General features: G+C 55.2%; 16 protein-coding genes. 12 read left to right on the forward strand and 4 right to left on the reverse strand.

The features are described 5' to 3' along the window. The first annotated feature begins 429 nt into the window (after window positions 1-429). From trpB to ET810_RS12455, 5 genes are all read left to right on the forward strand, one after another. Window positions 430-1,680, forward strand: a complete 1,251-nt coding sequence (trpB, locus tag ET810_RS04510; RefSeq protein ID WP_087454781.1) for a tryptophan synthase subunit beta — start codon at window positions 430-432, stop codon at window positions 1,678-1,680. Window positions 1,681-1,682: 2 nt separating this feature from the next. Further along, window positions 1,683-2,522 (forward strand): tryptophan synthase subunit alpha, encoded by an 840-nt coding sequence (gene trpA / locus ET810_RS04515; RefSeq protein WP_087454782.1) that lies wholly within the window; start codon window positions 1,683-1,685, stop codon window positions 2,520-2,522. A gap of 229 nt (window positions 2,523-2,751) precedes the next feature. Continuing rightward, window positions 2,752-3,102 (forward strand): Rieske (2Fe-2S) protein, encoded by a 351-nt coding sequence (locus ET810_RS04520; RefSeq protein ID WP_087454783.1) that lies wholly within the window; start codon window positions 2,752-2,754, stop codon window positions 3,100-3,102. Window positions 3,103-3,154: 52 nt separating this feature from the next. Further along, the gene (locus tag ET810_RS04525; protein ID WP_087454784.1) at window positions 3,155-4,123 is read left to right on the forward strand and encodes a bile acid:sodium symporter family protein; all 969 of its coding nucleotides are present in this window, start codon (window positions 3,155-3,157) and stop codon (window positions 4,121-4,123) included. Between the two features lie 24 nt (window positions 4,124-4,147). Next, the gene (locus ET810_RS12455) at window positions 4,148-4,462 is read left to right on the forward strand and encodes a hypothetical protein (protein ID WP_134316116.1); all 315 of its coding nucleotides are present in this window, start codon (window positions 4,148-4,150) and stop codon (window positions 4,460-4,462) included. An 87-nt stretch (window positions 4,463-4,549) separates the two neighbouring features. Here the strand turns inward: ET810_RS12455 and ET810_RS04535 are convergent, their stop codons facing one another. From ET810_RS04535 to ET810_RS04550, 4 genes are all read right to left on the reverse strand, one after another. After that, window positions 4,550-4,903 carry a branched-chain amino acid transporter permease gene (locus ET810_RS04535; RefSeq protein WP_087454786.1) on the reverse strand — a complete coding sequence of 118 codons (354 nt, stop codon included), beginning with the start codon at window positions 4,901-4,903 and terminating at the stop codon, window positions 4,550-4,552. Continuing rightward, on the reverse strand, window positions 4,900-5,616 hold the full coding sequence (locus ET810_RS04540; RefSeq protein WP_087454787.1) for an AzlC family ABC transporter permease: 717 nt from the start codon (window positions 5,614-5,616) through the stop codon (window positions 4,900-4,902). Before ET810_RS04540 ends, ET810_RS04535 begins: the two co-directional genes overlap by 4 nt. A gap of 148 nt (window positions 5,617-5,764) precedes the next feature. Beyond that, on the reverse strand, window positions 5,765-6,361 hold the full coding sequence (locus ET810_RS04545; protein ID WP_134316115.1) for a YqgE/AlgH family protein: 597 nt from the start codon (window positions 6,359-6,361) through the stop codon (window positions 5,765-5,767). 25 nt (window positions 6,362-6,386) lie between these two features. Beyond that, a complete protein-coding gene (locus ET810_RS04550) occupies window positions 6,387-8,000 on the reverse strand; it encodes a CCA tRNA nucleotidyltransferase (RefSeq protein WP_087454789.1) in 1,614 nt (537 codons plus the stop codon). A gap of 450 nt (window positions 8,001-8,450) precedes the next feature. Between ET810_RS04550 and ET810_RS04555 the strand changes: the two genes are divergently transcribed. The 7 genes from ET810_RS04555 (at window position 8,451) to ET810_RS04585 (ending at window position 19,899) form a co-directional block, all read left to right on the forward strand. Continuing rightward, on the forward strand, window positions 8,451-9,545 hold the full coding sequence (locus tag ET810_RS04555) for an NUDIX hydrolase (RefSeq protein WP_087454790.1): 1,095 nt from the start codon (window positions 8,451-8,453) through the stop codon (window positions 9,543-9,545). Beyond that, complete coding sequence (locus tag ET810_RS04560) at window positions 9,542-12,412, forward strand: hypothetical protein (protein ID WP_134316114.1); 2,871 nt, start codon at window positions 9,542-9,544, stop codon at window positions 12,410-12,412. The genes ET810_RS04555 and ET810_RS04560 overlap by 4 nt, the downstream gene beginning before the upstream one ends. 164 nt (window positions 12,413-12,576) lie before the next feature. Continuing rightward, window positions 12,577-16,056 (forward strand): murein biosynthesis integral membrane protein MurJ, encoded by a 3,480-nt coding sequence (murJ, locus tag ET810_RS04565; protein WP_134316113.1) that lies wholly within the window; start codon window positions 12,577-12,579, stop codon window positions 16,054-16,056. Window positions 16,057-16,454: 398 nt separating this feature from the next. Beyond that, window positions 16,455-17,096: a sigma-70 family RNA polymerase sigma factor gene (locus ET810_RS04570; protein ID WP_225870217.1), complete on the forward strand. Its 642-nt coding sequence runs from the start codon at window positions 16,455-16,457 to the stop codon at window positions 17,094-17,096. Window positions 17,097-17,319: 223 nt separating this feature from the next. Beyond that, window positions 17,320-18,276 (forward strand): thioredoxin-disulfide reductase, encoded by a 957-nt coding sequence (gene trxB, locus ET810_RS04575; RefSeq protein WP_087454792.1) that lies wholly within the window; start codon window positions 17,320-17,322, stop codon window positions 18,274-18,276. Between the two features lie 29 nt (window positions 18,277-18,305). Then, window positions 18,306-18,629 carry a thioredoxin gene (gene trxA, locus ET810_RS04580; RefSeq protein ID WP_013912681.1) on the forward strand — a complete coding sequence of 108 codons (324 nt, stop codon included), beginning with the start codon at window positions 18,306-18,308 and terminating at the stop codon, window positions 18,627-18,629. Window positions 18,630-18,717: 88 nt separating this feature from the next. Then, window positions 18,718-19,899 (forward strand): N-acetylmuramoyl-L-alanine amidase, encoded by a 1,182-nt coding sequence (locus tag ET810_RS04585; RefSeq protein WP_087454794.1) that lies wholly within the window; start codon window positions 18,718-18,720, stop codon window positions 19,897-19,899. Window position 19,900: the final 1 nt, after the last annotated feature.

Genomic DNA, 19,900 nt, shown 5'->3' on the forward strand with positions numbered 1-19,900 from the left:
CCCAGCTTTTTCGCACCTCGACCACACCCCAATACAGAAACATACCCCCACCCCTTGCGCTCACCACCGAAGACGTTTAAGCTATTTCCTATGAGATATGCACTAAACATCTGGTGGTGGCGCGCTTACTAAGCGGGCCATTGAGTGCTATCTATTTCTCCGGCTCGCATCATGCGGGCCGTTTCTTTTTGGGTGAACCCTAGGCCACCGGCCCGCGATCAATCACATATCTATCGCGCAAAGGCACCAACTATGTTCTCTCCTAGCCACTTCTACACCGTCTGCACCGCAGCAGGTGCGTACCGAGGCATCCCACCGCAACCACGGATCAACGTGGCGTCGGCACGCGAAAAACGATGGCGTAGTTTCACGTGAAACATTGACATACGGAACAACCACCTTTAAAAACTTGCAACCTAAGGATTCACGATGACACCCTCCCAGAACCCCACCGATCAGCACACACTCCTTCCCGCATATTTCGGAGAATTCGGCGGACAATTCGTTCCCGAATCACTCCTGCCGGCACTCGATCAGCTTGAAAAAGCGTTTGTTGAGGCGCAAGAAGACCCACAGTTCCGAGAGGAACTCGCGGGCTACCTCAAGGACTACCTGGGGAGGCCCACCCCTTTAACCGAATGTTCAAAACTACCTCTGGCCGGAAAGGGTAGGGGACACGCTCGCATCTTCCTCAAACGCGAAGACCTCGTTCACGGCGGAGCACATAAGACAAACCAAGTGATCGGCCAGGCCCTCCTGGCTAAGCGGATGGGCAAAAAACGCATCATCGCGGAAACCGGCGCCGGACAGCACGGAACCGCCACCGCTCTCGCCTGCGCGCTCTTAGACCTTGAATGCGTCATCTATATGGGGGCAAAAGATGTGGAACGTCAGCAGCCCAACGTGTACCGCATGGAGCTCATGGGCGCCACAGTAGTACCCGTAGATTCGGGATCAGGAACACTCAAAGACGCGGTTAATGAGGCCCTCCGGGATTGGACTGCCACCTTCCACGAATCCCACTACCTACTCGGCACAGCGGCAGGCCCTCACCCATTCCCGACGATCGTTCGAGAATTCCATCGTGTTATTTCTGAAGAAGCTAAAGCCCAAATGATTGAACGCACGGGAGGCCTTCCCGACGTCGTGGTTGCCTGCGTGGGCGGAGGCTCCAATGCAATCGGTATGTTTGCGGACTTCATTGATGATCCATCCGTAGAACTCGTCGGCGCGGAACCTGGCGGGGAGGGTCTGTCATCCGGCAAGCACGGAGCAACCATCAACAACGGACAAATCGGTATCCTGCACGGCGCTAAAAGCTATTTGATGCGAAACTCTGACGGCCAAGTGGAAGAGTCCTATTCTATTTCCGCCGGGCTAGATTACCCTGGGGTCGGACCTCAACACGCGCATCTGTCAAAGTCTGGACGAGCCACCTATGTAGCTATCACGGATGCCGAGGCTCTTGAAGCCTTCCAATTACTCTCCCGCGAAGAGGGAATCATCCCGGCATTGGAGTCAAGCCATGCCCTTGCTTATGCACTAAAGCGAGCCGCCCTCGCAGAAGAAGAAGGAAAAAATATCACCATACTTGTCTCCCTTTCAGGGCGTGGTGATAAAGACATCGATCACATTCGCAAAACTCTCGCCGCAAACCCCGAACTTGCCCTCAAGGATTAATCATGAACCGCTACCACAACCTTTTCACTCGGCTAGAACAATCCAACGAGGGAGCCTTTGTCCCTTTCATCATGCTCGGCGATCCTTCCCCCGAGGCATCCCTGACAATCATTCGCACCGCCGTCCAGGCCGGAGCAGATGCACTTGAGATCGGCGTTCCCTTCTCAGATCCGGTGGCCGACGGCCCGACCATCCAACGTTCCCATCTCCGCGCCTTGGATAATGGAGCAACCGTCGATTCCTCTTTGTTGCTCATTGCTCAGATCCGTTCAGAGTTTCCAGACCTGCCCATTGGCCTCCTGATCTATGGCAATGTCCCTTTCACTCGCGGACTAGATACCTTCTATCAAGAATTCGCCACCTCCGGCGCCGATTCTATTTTGCTTCCCGACGTCCCCGTACGGGAAGGGGAGCCCTTCATCGCAGCAGCACAACAGACAGGGATCGCACCCATTTTCATTGCGCCCGCACAGGCATCGGAAGATACCCTCCGAGCCGTGGCAGCGCATTCTGAGGGCTACATCTACGCAATTTCTCGCGATGGGGTCACTGGCACAGAGCGGGAATCTTCCACTAGCGGACTCAGTGACGTAGTAGCAAACATCACGACATTCGGCGGTGCCCCTGCACTTCTCGGGTTCGGGATTTCCACCCCCCAGCACGTCCGAGACGCGATGGCAGCCGGGGCAAGGGGAGTAATCACCGGATCCGCCATCACGGCGATCATTGAACGCCACTGTGTTGGTACACATCCCCAGCCCGCCACAATCGATGACATGCCCGCACTGCAATCGGAAATTTCCGCTTTTATCGCTGAGATGAAAGAAGCAACTCGCGGATAGCAAGCCGCACTGCACAGGCAGCCTTCACCAACGCCCGGTTGGCGCGTCGATAAGCATATAGTCGCCGCGCTGATCGGGCAGTGAATGTTTCACGTGAAACATTCAGCCGAGCCGTCTTTTGTCACTGTGATGATTAGTGACTGATCCACGGTTTCGGTGTAATACTGGTTTTATGACTACCCATGACTCCACATCTTCAGCACACCACGGCCCTAAATGCACAAGGCGCATGTTCTTACTCGGCACAGCAACCACTTTTGCGGGGGCGGTGCTTGCAGCCTGCGGCGGCGATAAAGCCAAGGCCAAAGAAATAGCACTTTCCGACGTTCCTGTGGGTAGCGCAACCATCGTCGACGATTTCATCATCGCCCAACCTGTTGCGGGGGAGTACAAGGCATATTCGACTGACTGCCCTCACCAGCACGCAAAAATCACGATCGTCCAAGGCGACACCGTGAAGTGCCCAAAGCACGGGTCCATATTTAACATCAAAGACGGCGCCGTCACCCAGGGACCATCGCGAGACCCGCTCATAACAAAGACTCTTGAGGTATCCGGGGATAAAGCGAAGATCTCCTAACACCTGTTGTAATAACAGCCACACTGCGAGCATTCCGATCTAGACTCAAAGAATGCTCGCCAAAATCAAGAACCTTGACCCCCTCATCGTCCTCATAGTGCTGGCGGTCATCATCGCAATTTTCTTCCCAGCCCGCGGTGGCTTTGCCGATGCCTTTTCCACCGCGACCAAAATTGCAATCGCTTTACTCTTCTTTCTCTACGGTGCTCGCCTCTCCACTAAAGAAGCCCTCGATGGCTTGAAAAACTGGAAGCTACACCTAACAATTCTCGCTTTTACTTTTGTGGTGTTCCCTGCGATAGGCCTAGCGCTCAAACCTCTCGACATGGTTATTTCCAGCGGAATCTCTATGGGCATCCTTTATCTCACGCTCGTTCCTTCTACCGTCCAATCGTCGGTAGCTTTCACTTCGATCGCACAAGGCAACGTCGCAGGGGCCATCGTGAGCGCCTCAGCCTCCAACCTCATCGGAGTTTTTGCCACCCCGCTGTTAGTGATGGCGTTCATGACTACAGAAGGCGGAATGCATATTGACACCGGAGTTTTTCTGGATATTGCCATCCAGTTGCTCCTGCCTTTTGTCATTGGACAACTCCTGCGACGATGGGTCAAAGACTTTGCCGCGAATAAAGCAACCAAATCCGTGGATCGCGGATCCATCGCAATGGTGGTTTATTCCGCCTTTTCCGCAGGAATCGTCGCCGGGATTTGGTCATCGGTCAAAGTATGGGAAGTACTTTTCCTCGTTGTGTTCTCCATCGTGCTAGTCGCTTTTATGTTGTGGTTGACCAAATTCAGCGCGCAAAAGCTCGGGTTTAACCGCGGGGATGTTATCGCCATAGAATTTTGTGGCACAAAGAAATCTCTCGCTTCCGGCCTGCCCATGGCAGCCGTGATATTCGGGGGAGCAAACCTAGGTCTGCTCATTCTTCCGCTGATGATTTTCCACCAGATACAGCTCATGATGTGTTCCTGGCTTGCCGCCCGCTATGCTCGAAATTTGCCAGAAAATCTCAACTAAACCCACCGCGTTCAGGAGAACCCCATGACTTCCTATCTTTATGTGAGAACACTAATGTCTATCCCCGGAGTGGGAACGAGCAACCATATTGCCGAGTTAGAACCCACCAGCACCACCGAATGTCGCTTGCACCGACTCCTAGAGGTGGATCCCTCCAATAGCGTCTGCGGGGCAGCCCATGGTGGGACGGTCGTGGGGATGGCGGCACCACCACAAAACACAGTCCCACATCCAGAAAGCTATGCAAACTTTCCTGACATTGAAACCGCATACTTATCATCAGAAGAATTTGAATCATTGTGGGCTGAGGCAAGAGCCAAATTCCCTGAATTACGCTGAGCTACACTGGGACAAAACCGGCTTTCCCACCTACGCATCAGAGGTGGGAAAGCCGGTTTTGATATATCGAAAAAGGGGGAGAACAGTTCACCACACCAGGTTGACCAGAATCATATAGAAAACTGTTCCACCGATAATGGATAGACCGCAGTCTCTCCGCCACCAATGCACAAGCAACGTAGCAACCGTGGCGATGAGCGCAGGCACAAGACCTCCCGTGGCACCCCGCGCAGCAGAAAGCGTATACATAACTAACACCACCATCACACCCACAGGCATGGTCATCGCGAGCATGGACATCAACGCACTGCCCTTAAGCAGCTTAACCGCAGAGAAGGGGAGCCACCGAAGCATAAAAGTGATCACAGCAACCGGCAGGAGCACGAGGACAACAGAGGAAAGCGTGACGCCCTCGGGTAGCCCCAACTGAGCAAGCGTCATTTCTTCACCTTCCATGTCAGTGCAGCATCCAAGCGTGGTTGCGCGCTACGAATGAACAACAAAAGGAAATAGGCGACGAGCGCAATGATGAGCATCTTCTGAGTGGAGATCAGGGCAGCGATGACAGATAGGACAATGGCAAAAAATGGCAGCGACCAATCTTGGTTGTTGCGAAATGCCTCCCAGGCCAGCACCACAAAAAGCGCCGTGAGGGCGAACTCCATTCCCTGAATCCCTTGGGGGAGAGCCACCCCAGCCAGCGTCCCGACAACGCCCGACAAAACCCACAGAACGTGACAAAAGACCTGAATAGTCAACAGTCGCACACTAGAGATATTCCCTGCCTCGGGGCGAGCCGAGACGATCGCATAGGCCTCGTCGGTAAGCGAATATGTGGAATACACTCTACCGATAACTGATGTAATCCGGTGGCGCGGATACGTTAAGCCATAAAAGATATGGCGGAAATTCACCATAAAAGCTGTGATCGCTGCCGATACGGGACCTGCTCCACCTGTGACGAGCGTCAGCGCAAGGAATTCCATTGAGCCCGCGTAGATCACGATGGAAAAAATTGGCGCCCACCACCAGGCAAATCCTGATTGCGTCACCAACAAACCAAAAGCAAGCCCCAGGGGGACGAGTCCTAATGCAACCGCCCAGGATTCTTTAATCCCGGCCCGAATTTCGGACGATGTTTCACGTGAAACCATCACAACCTCTTTTTATTAACATTCCTCCAGAAAAGGCGAACACCAAGGAGATACGGATAGAAGAAACTGAGTGCCTAGCCCTCTATGGAGCGCGGCACTTATGAGAGAAAACTCAAGAAAAAACAGATGTATCACCCTAAGTAAAAACTTAGTTTTCGGATACGCCCATAGGATACGTCGAATACAAGGGGAGCGGCATCGGCTGGCGCCTCATTACGTCACCCCAAACGTCCACACTTCCAGCAGCAGTCACGTCGGAGGACAATGCAGGCGCTACATACCATTCGCCTTTTTCAATCTCCTCATTCAGTTGACCGGGCTCCCACTCTGCATAACCAGCAAAAAGACGCAGACCCGAGAGATCGTCCGCTACATTTTCTGGTTGCGTACGCAGATCCACGTGCACCAGTCGATTAGCCAGCCGATTGAAATGCGGGTGCGCAGCAATGTCCACCCCCGGGGCGGTGACCCCTATCCCTACCACTCCCTGCTGGTTGAGGGGACCGCCAATGTAAAGAGCCTGGAGCTTAGACGCTAAGGGGGCCCATTCCGGCATAACGTTAAACACGGCAACGTCACTCCGCGAGGCAAGGTTCACACCAAACGTCGTGACCTCATTGTGCTCAAGAATCAGAATGACATTCCGCGCAAACACGGAACTTTCCATGGAAGGCGCCGCTATAAGCAGCATTCCCGGAGCAGGTTCATTCCGCTCCATAGCGTTGAATAACCGGTCTGCATACATGTCTCACGCCTTCCTTATTTTTCTTCTACTTTGTCGACCCAGTTGTGTCGGCAGCATTGTGGTTTTTCGACCACCATGCTGTGAGTTCCGCGATAGCTTCTTCCCGTCCCAAAGGGCCACGCTCCAACCGTAGTTCTTTGAGGAAAGACCATGCTTTACCCACGTCAGGTCCGGGTTTAAGGCCAAGTAGCGTCATAATCTCGTTTCCGTCGAGATCAGGGCGCACCCGCTGAAGATCTTCTCGCTCCGCAATCTCCGCGATGCGTTCTTCTAGGTGATCGTATGTCCGATGAAGCCGAGCCGCCTTCTTTTTGTTACGCGTTGTGCAATCTGCACGGACAAGCTTATGCAGCTTGGATAGCAGGGGACCAGCATCCGTTACGTATCGACGTACAGCGGAATCCGTCCATTCCCCCTCATTGAACCCGTGGAACCGCATATGCAGCCGGATGAGGTCGCTCACATCATTCACCATCTGCTTAGAGTATTTAAGCGTGCGCATGCGTGCTCGCATGATCCTGGCACCCACGATCTCGTGGTGATGAAAGCTCACTTTCCCCTCATCATTAAAAGCCCGGGTGTCCGGCTTGCCGCAATCGTGCATGAGGGAGGCCCATCTCAGCACCACGTCGGGGCCGTCCTCCTCCTGTTCCATCGCCTGACGCAGTACCGTAAGCGAATGCAGGTACACATCCTTGTGCTGCCGGTGCTCGTCTTGGGTAAGCCGTAGCGCTGGAATTTCCGGAATAATACGCGCGGCAAGCCCCGTATCCACCATGAGGTCAATGCCGTCCCATGGCGCCCGCCCGCAGAGTAATTTATCCAGCTCCACCTGTACTCGTTCGACGGTAATGCGATCGATCTGATCCGCCATCTGCGTCATGGCATTGCAGACGCGATCCGCGACAGAAAATTCCAGTTGGGAGACAAACCTGGCGGCGCGAAGCATACGCAGTGGATCGTCGTTAAAGCTTTGCTCCGGAGCGGAAGGCGTATCCAAGATGCCTTCTACCAGGTCATCCATGCCGTTAACCGGGTCATGGAACGTCATGTCACCAGTGGGGTGTATCTCTACAGCCATGGCGTTGACTCGGAAGTCCCTACGGATAAGGTCGCCCTCTAATGTGTCACCAAATTGCACTTCCGGGTTTCTCGTTTTCCCGTCGTACACGTCTGAACGAAACGTGGTGATCTCGATTTGTTGCCCGTCTTTTTCTGCGGACACCGTTCCAAAATCGATTCCGGTATCCCACACCACAGGTGTGTAGTCGTTGAGGATCTCCATCACGGTCTCTGGTCGAGCGTCGGTGGTGAAGTCCAAATCATTGCCCAACTCGTCAAGGAGAGCATCACGCACGGAACCTCCTACGAGGTAAAGGCGATGCCCACGGTCTTGAAAAAGCTGCGCGAGGGGGGCCAACAGGGGAGAAAGACCCGCCAATGTGTGCTGCGCACGAGCAAGAAGCTCAATGCGGTTCGGCGAATCGCTCGCCGAGGAGTTCTCGGCAGTATTCTCAGCAGCGTTGGCATTACAGGGGGCAACAGAGGACGCGGCGGAGGATGGGTTCACTATCCCTACGGTGTGCGAACCATTATTAGTAATGGTTGTGTGCTGCTTACTCTGTGAATTCACGCGCATGAGTCTACCTGTTCGGTTCCGCTACCATGATTCCTCCACAATGCACCCCAGCTAGACGACGCTAACCGCACACCCACCTCGCACATCGCCAAGGGGCTTTGAGACACGTTAATCCGCCAACTTCCTTCTATATGTAAGGAATACACAGGGGGATACACCTCCGTATTCTCCGCTTTTGGAAAATACGATCGGTTTTTTACCCAACGCATCACATCCAAATGCGTAATCACTCACTTATAGTTGCTAAAGTTATGGTGATCACGTCTGCATTTTTTCGCGTCTTCAACAGATTTTTCCCACCTTTTTGGGTCAAGAAACCCACTTTCTGCGCCATCTGTTAGCTAGACGTATGGCTAAATACGCCGCAAAAGCTGGCCACGATTACTCTTTTCTTTTAAAGAAGCGGTTCATAGGTACCTTCTCAAGGTTGAAAAGGATACGATCAGCGAGATGAGCGATAACGAACAGTCGCGCCCGAGTTCGGTGAATTCTACGGAATCCACCGCGCCACGGCGCAGAAGACGCACGCGGTCACGCCGTTTTGGCAGTGATCAGACGGGGCGCTCTTCGCAGTCACAACGAACTGCAGAAGGGGGCCGTACCTCTGCGACCCAGCAGCCGGGGGCAAAGCGCGCTGACTCAAAGCGCAGCGCTAACGCTCAGGCTTCTGGTGAGGGGCGCGCGTCGAAAAGCAAAAATAGCTCGTCTCAAGAAAACGCTAGCGGTGCTTCTTCCCGCGGACGGAAAACTAACGACGCCAACAAGTCCACCAAGTCCCGTAAAACCGGCTCGCGCTCGGCTGCTGCGCGCAACACCGCAAAACGCAAGGAGAATCAAGGCACAGCCGCACCGCAAGGAAACGAGTCGGCAGATAATGAGTCGCGCGCTTCTCGACGTAAGCGCTGCACGAGGACAGGGCAGCGCACCGCTCAGCGCTCCACGTCCACACCGGAGAATAAGCGTCGCCGGCGTCGGCCACACAACACTAATCGCTCTAGAAATAGCCGCGCCAGTCTCCGTAACCAGTATCAGACATCCAAGATAAACACGCGCGATGAAACCTCTGCGGGCGGTCTGGTGATCTCTGGACTCGCTGAGGCGGTTGATAGCAATAATAACGTTGACCTTTCCCGTATTTATGTGGCGCTCATCGGGCGACTCGATAGGAGAGGCCGCCTTTTGTGGTCCATGCCTAAGGGGCACGTGGAACCCGGTGAAGACAAAGGAAAGACCGCCGAGCGCGAGGTCTGGGAAGAAACCGGAATCCACGGTGAAGTTTTCGCGGATCTGGGCACGATTGACTATTGGTTTGTGTCTGAGGGCGTGCGTATTCATAAGACGGTTCATCACCATCTGCTGCGATACGTCGATGGTGATCTCAACGATGAAGATCCAGAAGTTACTGAGGTCTCGTGGATCCCAGCCAACGAACTCATTGAGCATTTTGCCTACGCCGACGAGCGTAAGCTGGCCCGCATCGCGCACGATTTAATCCCAGAATATGCCATCAAAGAGAAGGCAGAGGGAAGGAAAACCCCGCGGTGAGCACCATCAAACTCACCCACACCACCTCACTCAGCGGCCATAGGAATGCCAGCACCGCTGAGCTTTTGGCGACGCCTCACTCACGCCGAGCCACCGACATGGGAGTCTTTCCGCTCTCCCTGCTGTCGCGCACTGGGGCGGCGTTGCTGACTCTCGCCTTATGCAGTGCCACGCTCACTCATGCGCCGCAAGCTGCCGCAGATCCGCTTCCGTTATCTCCCATGGGGCCGACGTCGCATCGTTGGACCAATCCGGATGTGCGATCAATCGACGTGAACGCCAAGGTCAAGGTTCAGATCCTCAAAGTCGATTCCCACGTCCAGCTCGGCGAAAAGATACATCTTTCGCTTCGCATCATCAATAACTCTGATTCTCCAATCGATCAGAGTTCCGCAAAAATTGTGGCCCGTCACGCCGATGCAGAGCCCACCGTCGCTGGTGCCCGCACTGTGCTTGCTGCAGCACCTTCCTCCTACCCATACCTTGCGAGTCCGATACCAATTCAGTCGAAGATTGCGCCCGATAGCTCCAAAGACATAGATGTCAGCATAGATACCGGGGCAGCGGAGCCCGGGGGACTACAGCTGCGTTCTGCCGGTGTCTATCCCATATTGATCGGACTGCATGACGCCTCCAACAGCGTCTACAGCACACAGCGATTCCTACTGTCTGCGTCCGATACGAATAAGTCTGAGGGCGCGACACCGGACCCGAAGCAACTCAGCATGGTCCTGCCGATCACTGCGGAGGTCGATATCGTTGGCGGGGAAACGGGCGAGGCCCCCGAACGCGCCCCTCTCATTATGCGTTCGGAAGCATTGACTGAAGAGATTGCGCATGGTGGCCGCTTAGATCGGCTTCTCGACGCCTACCTCGCCGCCCGCACTGTAACGCCAGAGATCAGCACGGCGAGTTGCTTAGCCATCGATCCGCAGTTCCTCGATGTCACCCGACGTATGTCCGAGGGATATAGCGTGGCCTCACAGCGCCCCAGCTCGGTGTCGGAGAATAGACGTCTCCGCGATTCTTGGAGCATTGAGGACGAAACAGAAAAGTATGTCCCGGGCAAAGGTCAAAAAGCTGCTGCTGAGTGGCTCGCAAAATTAGGGAAAGCCACGGAAGGCACCTGCACTGTGGCTATGCCGTGGGCTAATGCTGATCTCAACGCGGTGGCTAAAACCAACAATCCATGGTTGATGCGTGAGGCCCTGCAGCGTGGCTCTGGCGTCATCAAAGACGTGCTGGGGGTTACCCCGGAATCTAATATCGTGATCCCCGGCGCGGGCTATATCACCGCACAAACTGCAGCCTCCTTGGGCTGGGCGGATCAAAAGGAAAGCGCGGACGGTACCAAACCTCCGACCACGAGCGACATCAGTGCTGCCTGGGAGGCCACCAAGGCTAAGGAAGCTAAGTCTCAACCGGATGAAGGTTCCCTCAAGGAATCGCCGGCCAAGGACTCTGAGGCCTCGTTGGATAGCGTCCGTGACTCCGCGGCTCCCACGATCGCACCCACTGCGCAAGTCCCTGTTTCTGTCCTTGTCGCGGACAACACGGTGTGGCAGGCCCCCAAGGTAGATCGTTTCGGCCAGCTTGCCGCTGGCGTGCGTTCTGTGGCGTATCAAGGCTCGTTATCTGCCACGCTTGCCCAGGCATCCCCCAAACCAGTGACGGCGGGATACGGCAACTACGACATTCGCTTTGATTACTCCCTCGACTCTGAGGCAGCCCGGATGGCTACCGGTGCGGCCGCTATCGATGCCGCTGTTGCGGAAAGCACTCAGCCCACACTGTTGATGATGCCCACGTCGATTAGGAACCCCAATTCCTGGTTCGAGGCAATTTCTACTTTGCTGCGGGAGAATTCCGCACTGCCGATGACTCTGCGCGACTATGTCACTATGTCGCAGCAACAGGAAGGTGAGCTTGCTGCACGAACTGCGGCGGCGGCTGCAACGTCGGCAAGCGGCGACGGCTCATCTAACAGCATCTCTAGCAGCGGCCTGGTAGAGGGCAGATATGGTGCCCCCTATGACGACCCCACAGTGGTCTCAGACACGGAGATCCTGCGGGCACGCCAGCAATCGGATTACACCGACGATCTCACGCGTCTCATGATTAACGACGCCGCCATCGCCCTATCGCCTTATAACTTCACTGCGCCATTGCGGCAGGATTTGCTCCGCGCTCTCAGCGTCAACGGACGACGTTCTATTAACAGTTTTGACCAGAAGATTGCCCGGGCCACCGCTTTATCCAATGAAAACCGCGATGCGCTCACGGAATTGCGCAGCTCCGTCACATTGTTGTCCCCGGGCAACGTGTACACCAGGCTTTCTCCATCCTCACCGCTACTTATTGCGGCAAAGAATGGACTTCCGCTTCCTGTCGATGCACGTATTCGCTTCAATGGCCCTGAAGGCGCGTCGATTAAGGTGAAAGACAGCCTGGTGATTCCGGCAAAGGGATCCATTACTGCGCAGATGATCGCGCAGCTTCCCGACGACGATGACCAGACTAATCTCAAACTATGGCTGGCTACTCCCACCGGCGCGGCGATCTCCAACCCTGTGACTATCGCGGTGCAAACTCGGTCCGGTTTTGTGGGGCAGTCTGGTATCGCTCTTACCGTAATCCTAGGACTCTTTGCTCTGCTGTTCTTGCGCTTCTTTGTCAAACGCAAGCGTCATACGCATAGCGAGCCAAAAGCAACAACGCGTTCTCTTTCTCCCGCATCAACCACGCGGCGCCCACCCGTACGCAGGCCGCGTCGTCGCAGTGAAGGATCAGTTCGCGATGGCGACCGTACCAGCGGTGATGCCAACTCGGATGATTCTGGAAACGGTCTTCACTCTCCACGGACATAGTGTAGAGGGAAGACACCACCCCCTTTTTTAAAACAGCTCTCGGGGCTATCACCAACGCAATACCGATCGCCCCGATCTTTCCCCTTGACGCCGCATAAGTTTCAGTCCCTCCGACTCGCACGAAGCTTATGGCGGCGACCATAGAAAAGAAGCAGGATTTCCAGGTGAACTCATCTGAGAGCACACCCCCTAGCAAGGGAACCAGGTACCGCATCGTGCCTCCCGCGGCACCGGCACCAGTCCCCGAGGCCCGTCCCCGCCACACCAGTTCTTCGGTGCACCCCAGCGAGGATCGCTCCAAATTGGACAAGGACCCCGCTCGTCACTCGGTTGCGGATGCTCCCGGCGACAACAGCGCTATGCCTACCGGCCTGAGCGTTCCCTCTGAAGGTGCTAAGCCAGCCGGAGGGGAGGCGTCGGAAAGCCTTGAGCACGAGGCGCAGTCAGCCTCAGTGGTTACTTTGGATAGGGATGAACAATCCGCCCGCACCGCAGCAGACGGCGCCGCGGATAATTCTGCATCTCAGGCGGGTGAGGACTCACAAAGCACAGCCTCTACCAGTGATAATGACGTTGTTCGTTCCACTGGTTCCATGGCCATAGCCACTCTTTTCTCACGCGTTACGGGCTTCCTGCGTACCGTTTTGATCTCCACCAGCTTAGGCGGTGCCATCGCCTCGGCATTCAACACCGCAAACACGCTGCCCAACCTCATCACAGAGATTGTGTTGGGCGCCGTTCTCACGTCTTTGGTGGTCCCCGTTCTTATTCGAGCGGAAAAGGAAGACCCTGATAGGGGAGCCGCATTCATCCGGAGGCTCTTTACCCTCGCGGCAGCGCTACTCGGATTGGTCACGATCGGGGCGATTATCGCCGCGCCTTTGCTAAGCCGGCTCATGCTAGGCACAGAGGGCAAGGTCAACATCGTTCAAACCACCAGTTTTGCGTATATTTTACTTCCGCAGATCTTCTTCTACGGAATGTTTTCGCTGCTCATGGCAGTGCTTAATACCAAGCAGATCTTTAAGCCTGGAGCGTGGGCGCCGGTAGCAAACAACATGATCACCATTGCCGTGCTCGTGTTGTACATGCTGCTTCCTGGCGAGCTTGACCCCACGGCTCCTTCTACGATCACTGACCCGCACGTGCTGCTCCTGGGCCTGGGAACCACGCTGGGTGTTGTTGTGCAGGCGTTGATTATGATTCCGCCGATCCGTCGCGCCGGGATATCGCTCAAACCGCTGTGGGGCATTGATGAGCGTTTGAAGCAGTTCGGAGGAATGGCCACAGCAATCATTGTTTATGTGGCGATTTCTCAAATCGGTTACATGATCACAACCCGTATTGCTTCCTTTGCGGATGAGGGCGCACCCAATATTTACCAGCAGCATTGGCTGTTGTTGCAGGTTCCCTACGGCATTATCGGTGTCACGTTGCTTACCGCCATCATGCCGCGTCTTTCCCGCAACGCCGCCGATGGTGATGACAAAGCAGTGGTCCGCGATCTGATTATTGGCTCGAAGCTCACCTATATCGCATTAATCCCTATCGTCGTCTTTTTCACGGCTTATGGCGAGCGCATCGGCCTCGGGCTTTTTGCTTATCGACGCTTCGACGCCGAGTCTGCAACCATCCTCGGCTGGACGCTCAGCTTTGCTGCGTTCACGCTGCTGCCTTATGCTCTCGTTCTGCTGCACCTGCGTGTGTTCTATGCCCGAGAAGAGGCATGGACCCCTACGTTTATCATCGCAGGTATTACCGTCACCAAGATAGTGCTCTCCGTTATTGCGCCACTGGCTGCCACGGATCCCAGCCGAGTAGTGATCCTGCTTGGCGCTGCCAACGGCTTTGGATTCGTGGCCGGTGCGATCATCGGCGCGATGCTCTTGCGACGCAAGCTTGGAAATCTCGGCGGACGCGAAGTACTAAAAACAAGCACGTGGGCCTTTATCGCCTCTGGCGCAGGTATCCTCGCGGCGCTGGCGCTGAGCTACGTTCTCGACCAGTTTATGGGCGGCTTGTTTAGCGCCTTGGGCAGCGTCGGAATGCTTGTTCACCTGGCTATCGTTGGCGTGGTCTTCCTCCTATGCATCGGCCTCGTTCTTTCGCGTTCGGGCCTGGAAGAAGTGGTCAACCTTGGTTACGCGCTGCAGCGCATCCCAGGTATGAGCCGCTTCATCCACATGCGCGCCCCGCAAAAAGACGACATGGTGCCAACGCGCCAGGCTATCGCCAACGAGGCCCTCGCTTTCGACGACACCTTCAACGCCACACCAATCCCGGCACCGATGTCTGCCGGTATCGTCCGTGGCCCACGTCTGGTCCCCGGCGCGCAGGTCTCCGATGGTCGATTCCGTTTGTTGGCAGACCACGGCTCTGTCTCCACTGCTCGTTTCTGGCAGGCTAGGGAAAAGACCACGGGTAGGGAAGTAGCCCTCATCTTCGTGGACACGTCAGGGAAAGCTCCACAGGCTCCCGCAACTCCTGCGGCCGCTGCGGGCGAGGCAGCGGAGGTATCGCGTCGTACTCGTGCGCTGGCTAATCTCAATCACCCAGCAATCGCGCCAAATATTGAGGTTTTGTCGTATCGCAACGGTTGCCTTGTTGTTGCCGATTGGGTCGCAGGTTCCTCGTTGGCTTCCGTGGCCAGCGAGCCGGTTAATCCCTATGCTGCCGCCTATGCTTTTGAGCCTCTCAGCCAGGCCGCACAGTTTGCACAAAGTGCTCACACCCCCTTAGGTATTGATAACCACGCACGTATCCGTATCAACACAGATGGCATGGCAATTCTTGCATTCCCCGCTGTCTTGTCTGATTCCTCCTACGAACGCGATATGCGCAGTATTCGTACCGCGTTGGGCACTCTTATTCAAGTGGACACTGCTCCGCAAGAAATCACTGCGCTTCTGCATGTCGACGCCACCGAGCTTCCGCACGCCATCGCAGATCTTCCAGATGCCCCCTCTGTTGCCGAGGACCATCTCGTGGTTGAGGAAGAGGCTACTCCTAGGCCTCGAAATACCCCAGGCTTTGGTAGCGCTGGGTTTAGCAATATCAGCCGTGCGATTATCGCCATGGCGGTTGCAGTGGTCGTTGTCTCCATCGCTTTGATTACCGGATACATCACGAGCCTCTTTGGCAGTGACCAGGGGCAGGTGCCTTTGAACAATGATCCGATTGTGAACTCTAAGCCCTCTGATGTACTAGACCTGCCCAGCATTGTGGCACCGATAAAGAGCGCTTCTGCATGGTCTCCAAGTGGCACCACTCCGAGCAGCGAGTCCGCGTCTACTGCCCACCTAGCCATTGACCCAGATAAATCCAGTGCGTGGTCTACAGGTCCGATGGCAAAGGGCCAGGGGGCAGGCATCATGATCACCCTTGATCAACCGCATCTGGCGAGCTCCGTGGTGGTGGAAAGTGATGGCACGCCGGCAAAGATCTCTGTCTACCAGGTCGACGATGACGAACTTTCTTCGCTGGACTCCGCTCAGCTTGTGGGAGAACGCAAAGTCTCTTCCACGCAGACCCGAATCTCGTTGAGCGAGGAGCCGTTGGTCACCTCCATTCTGGTGTGGGTAACGGGGGTCACCGACAATGCCTCCGTGAAGATACACAACATCACGGTGGTCGCTAGTTATTAAACACCCCGCGTAGAACTGTGGTGGGAAGGAGTCGTCGATTCTTTCCCACCACAGTTTTCTTTTTCTTGTTATAAAACCCTCGTTATCACCTTTGTGCAGAACCTTGCCCCCAAACCATCGCGTGCGCGCTGTATGTCTCCCTGTCATTGTTTGGGCATGGCACTACAAGTCCCCCATAAAAGCCATAAACCGGTGTTTATGCAGTTCAAGATATTAAAATTCTTCCTTATATGGTCCTATGACATCCAATTCATTGGGCAAGCAGGATATCTCGCCAAGACGCTTTCTTAGCCAATATTAAAAGCAAGAATCATCGTGCCGCTGTAGGGAAGTGGCACCATAAACACTATGGGGGGGAATAGTGAGCTGTGCAGTCACGGCCACCGCAATCAAACACGATGCAGCCAAAATCCAGAGCTGGCGACTCAAACAGACTGACTTTGAAAGCCATCGCAGGGGAAAACGTCGCAAAGCGATATGCCACAAAGACCCGCGACGCTGATCTCGTTATCCAGTTCCTCGAGGGAAATAACCAGGCCTTCGACGAAATAACTAAGCGGCACTATCACAGCCTGTGGTGGCTTGCTCGACGTCACAGCTATTGCGATTCCGATGCTGACGACATCATGCAGGAAGCGATGCTCAAGGCCGCACGAAATCTAGCGCGGTACCGTGGCGACTCCTCATTGAGCACGTGGCTTTATCGCCTTGTGTTTAACAGCGCTTACGACCACATCCATCGTTGCACGCATCGAGACAACCTCCCGTTGGAACCTCTCATGGGAACACACGCCCGGCTGGACTATACACTCAGCCATGTTCCACTCAGGGATCACGCTATGTCCATGTCAATAGCCCAAGCGGTAGACGTGTTGCCACCCGAGCAAAGAAACGCCATTCTCTTGGTCGATTTCGCTGGCTATGACGTTGATGTTGCCGCACAGATAGAAAACGTTCGGCCGGGAACAATCAAGTCGCGTCGGGCTCGGGCACGAAAAACTCTGAGAGGTCTTCTCACTCCCGTGGTTGAAGAGCTGTAGCGCATAGACGTGGCTTCAACGTTGTCCTTGTCACGTCGGTAATGCATTCTTGCCCTCACTTGTTAGGAAGAAAAAGAAAGTAACCTATGAGAATACTGAGGCGCTGCGGCTAACGGCTACACTGAGCCAGAATCACGAAAGCACCTACGGAGATACTCAGAAGGGCTTTCTCCACATATCTGGCCCCGCTAGATTCAGTTACAACAGCTAGGAAGGCAACCTCATGTCCGAAGCACCCAGCGTGCCTAACGCGACCACAGTGCACGACGTAGCCATCATCGGATCCGGTCCAGCCGGCTACACCGCAGCTCTCTATGCGGCTCGTGCTGAGCTCAAGCCCATCGTTTTCGAGGGAATCGAATTCGGTGGATCTCTGATGACCACCACAGAGGTAGAAAACTTCCCGGGCTTCCCAGAAGGCATAATGGGGCCAGACCTTATGGACAACATGCGTACTCAGGCCGAGCGCTTTGGGGCAGATCTCCGCATGGAATTGGTGACCAAGGTGGAGCTTGAAGGCGAGATCAAGAAGATCTGGGTCGACGAGCAAGAGTTCCATGCTCGTTCCGTCATCCTGGCCACAGGCTCTGCACCGCGCTATATCGGTGCAGAAGGCGAACAGACTCTCCTGGGTCGGGGAGTATCTGCGTGTGCCACATGCGACGGCTTCTTCTTCCGCGATCATGACATCGCTGTCGTTGGCGGCGGCGACTCCGCCATGGAAGAGGCAACCTTCCTTACCAAGTTTGCTAAGTCTGTGACTATCGTGCACCGCCGCGAGGAGTTCCGCGCTTCCGCAATCATGCTGGAACGGGCCAAGAGCAACGACAAGATCCGGTTCCTCACCAATAAGACCGTATCCAAGGTGTTGGGGGAGAATACGGTGAGCGGCCTGGAGCTCACGGACACTGTCACCGGAGAGACTTCCGTTCTCGACGTCACGGCTATGTTCGTAGCAATCGGCCATGATCCTCGCTCTGATTTGTTCCGTGACGTAGTGGACACCAATGATGCGGGCTACGTCCGGGTAGCAGAGCCTTCCACGCGCACCAACGTTCCTGGTGTCTTCGCCGTGGGAGATCTTGTCGACGACCACTACCAGCAGGCAATCACCGCTGCCGGTTCCGGTTGCCGCGGCGCTATCGACGCCGAGAATTATCTCGCATCACTCGACGCCTAACCCACCACCTACGTATAAGGAGAAACCCTATGAATGCACCTATCGCTTTGACCGAGGCAACTTTTAAGACAACCGTCATTGACTCCGATAAACCAGTTCTCGTCGATTTCTGGGCTGAATGGTGCGGCCCTTGTAAGAAGCTGGGTCCGATCATCGATGAGATCGCCGCCGAGATGGGCGACGATGTCGTCGTGGGCAAAGTCGACGTCGATGCCGAGCGCAACCTGGGCGCAATGTTCCAAATCATGTCGATTCCCACCGTCCTTATCTTCAAAGACGGCCAGAAGGTCGCCGAATTTGTTGGAGTCCGTCCGAAATCAGAGATCGTGGCAAAACTGCGTTCACACCAGTAACTGGTATCCTTTGACGAGGATTACAAAGCCATCACTGTGCCGTTAACCGGCTTTTTGGCTTGACCACCCGTTATTGGAAAGGAGCAGTGTGTCTGACATCTTGCGAGTAGGTGACCGCAGCCCGCGCGTCGCTGAAGTCAGAACAGCACTGACACGCCTTGGTCTTGTGCCGGACTCTGATAAAGAAATCAAACAGTCCAAGGGGCAAACGTTCACTGACCCGGAGACATACTTCGACGAGGAACTCGCCGAAGTTATCAAGGGTATGCAGCAGGCTCGGGGCATCATCGCTAGCGGTGAGATCAACGAGGTCACTCTCCGTGCCCTCCGCGAGGCCTCATATAAGCTCGGTGCCCGAGTTCTTAGCTTCGAGCCGAATAATATTTTCGTTGGCGACGACGTAGTGCAGTTGCAAACGCAGCTTCAAGAACTCGGTTTTTACACCGATCGCGTCGATGGCCGATTCGGTGATAACACATACAAGGCGTTGCTCAGTTATCAGGTCAACTATGGGCTGAAGAGCGACGGCATCTGCGGTCCCGAAACAATCCGTGCGTTCGGGCGCCTTGGTCGCAGAATTACCGGCGGTTCGCCGCAGGCCCTTCGCGAGCGCGAGCGCGTCCGCGACGCCGGCCCTATGCTCGCTGGTAAGCGCGTCGTCATCGACCCCTCTTTGGGCGGAAACTCGCGTGGACAAGTAGTGCGGGGTCCTTATGGAAAGATCACGGAGGAGGAAATCCTCTGGGACCTTGCCACCCGGGTAGAGGGACGCATGATCGCTGCGGGGATGGAGACCATCATCTCCAGGCCGCGGCAGGATAATCCTTCACAGCTGGAGCGCGCGGACATCGCCAATGCCTTTGATGCCGACGTGATGATTTGTCTACAGTGCGATCAGTACCAGAACGACAAAGCAAACGGCGTTGCCACTTTTTACTTCGGCTCTGAGTCCGGGACCAACTCCCTGACTGGCGAGATGTTGAGTGGCTTCATTCAACGCGAAATCAGCGCTCGCACCGACTTGGTCAACTGCGGTAACCACGGCAGGACCTGGGATTTACTCCGCATCACGGCTATGCCGACCATCGAGGTGGTGTTGGGTTATCTGACCAACCCTCACGATGTCACGATCTTGACTGACCCCAAGCATCGAGACGCGATCGCAGAAGCAATTGTGGTGGCCGTCAAGCGCCTGTATCTCCTTGACGACGATGACCAGCCCACCGGCACCTACAAGTTCGCAGAGATGCTGGAACAGGGCATGCTCTAAG

It is taken from the genome of Corynebacterium silvaticum (genome assembly GCF_004382825.2).
GTDB classification, from domain to species: domain Bacteria; phylum Actinomycetota; class Actinomycetes; order Mycobacteriales; family Mycobacteriaceae; genus Corynebacterium; species Corynebacterium silvaticum.

Coding starts and splice junctions, on each gene's coding strand:
- ET810_RS04520 (WP_087454783.1), top strand. CDS start 2,752: ATGTTCTTACTCGGCACAGCAACCACTTTTGCGGGGGCGGTGCTTGCA.
- ET810_RS04570 (WP_225870217.1), top strand. CDS start 16,455: ATGCAGCCAAAATCCAGAGCTGGCGACTCAAACAGACTGACTTTGAAA.
- ET810_RS04545 (WP_134316115.1), bottom strand. CDS start 6,361: ATGTATGCAGACCGGTTATTCAACGCTATGGAGCGGAATGAACCTGCT.
- trxA (WP_013912681.1), top strand. CDS start 18,306: ATGAATGCACCTATCGCTTTGACCGAGGCAACTTTTAAGACAACCGTC.
- trxB (WP_087454792.1), top strand. CDS start 17,320: ATGTCCGAAGCACCCAGCGTGCCTAACGCGACCACAGTGCACGACGTA.
- trpB (WP_087454781.1), top strand. CDS start 430: ATGACACCCTCCCAGAACCCCACCGATCAGCACACACTCCTTCCCGCA.
- ET810_RS04555 (WP_087454790.1), top strand. CDS start 8,451: ATGAGCGATAACGAACAGTCGCGCCCGAGTTCGGTGAATTCTACGGAA.
- ET810_RS12455 (WP_134316116.1), top strand. CDS start 4,148: ATGACTTCCTATCTTTATGTGAGAACACTAATGTCTATCCCCGGAGTG.
- ET810_RS04550 (WP_087454789.1), bottom strand. CDS start 8,000: ATGCGCGTGAATTCACAGAGTAAGCAGCACACAACCATTACTAATAAT.
- trpA (WP_087454782.1), top strand. CDS start 1,683: ATGAACCGCTACCACAACCTTTTCACTCGGCTAGAACAATCCAACGAG.
- ET810_RS04535 (WP_087454786.1), bottom strand. CDS start 4,903: ATGACGCTTGCTCAGTTGGGGCTACCCGAGGGCGTCACGCTTTCCTCT.
- ET810_RS04540 (WP_087454787.1), bottom strand. CDS start 5,616: ATGGTTTCACGTGAAACATCGTCCGAAATTCGGGCCGGGATTAAAGAA.
- ET810_RS04525 (WP_087454784.1), top strand. CDS start 3,155: ATGCTCGCCAAAATCAAGAACCTTGACCCCCTCATCGTCCTCATAGTG.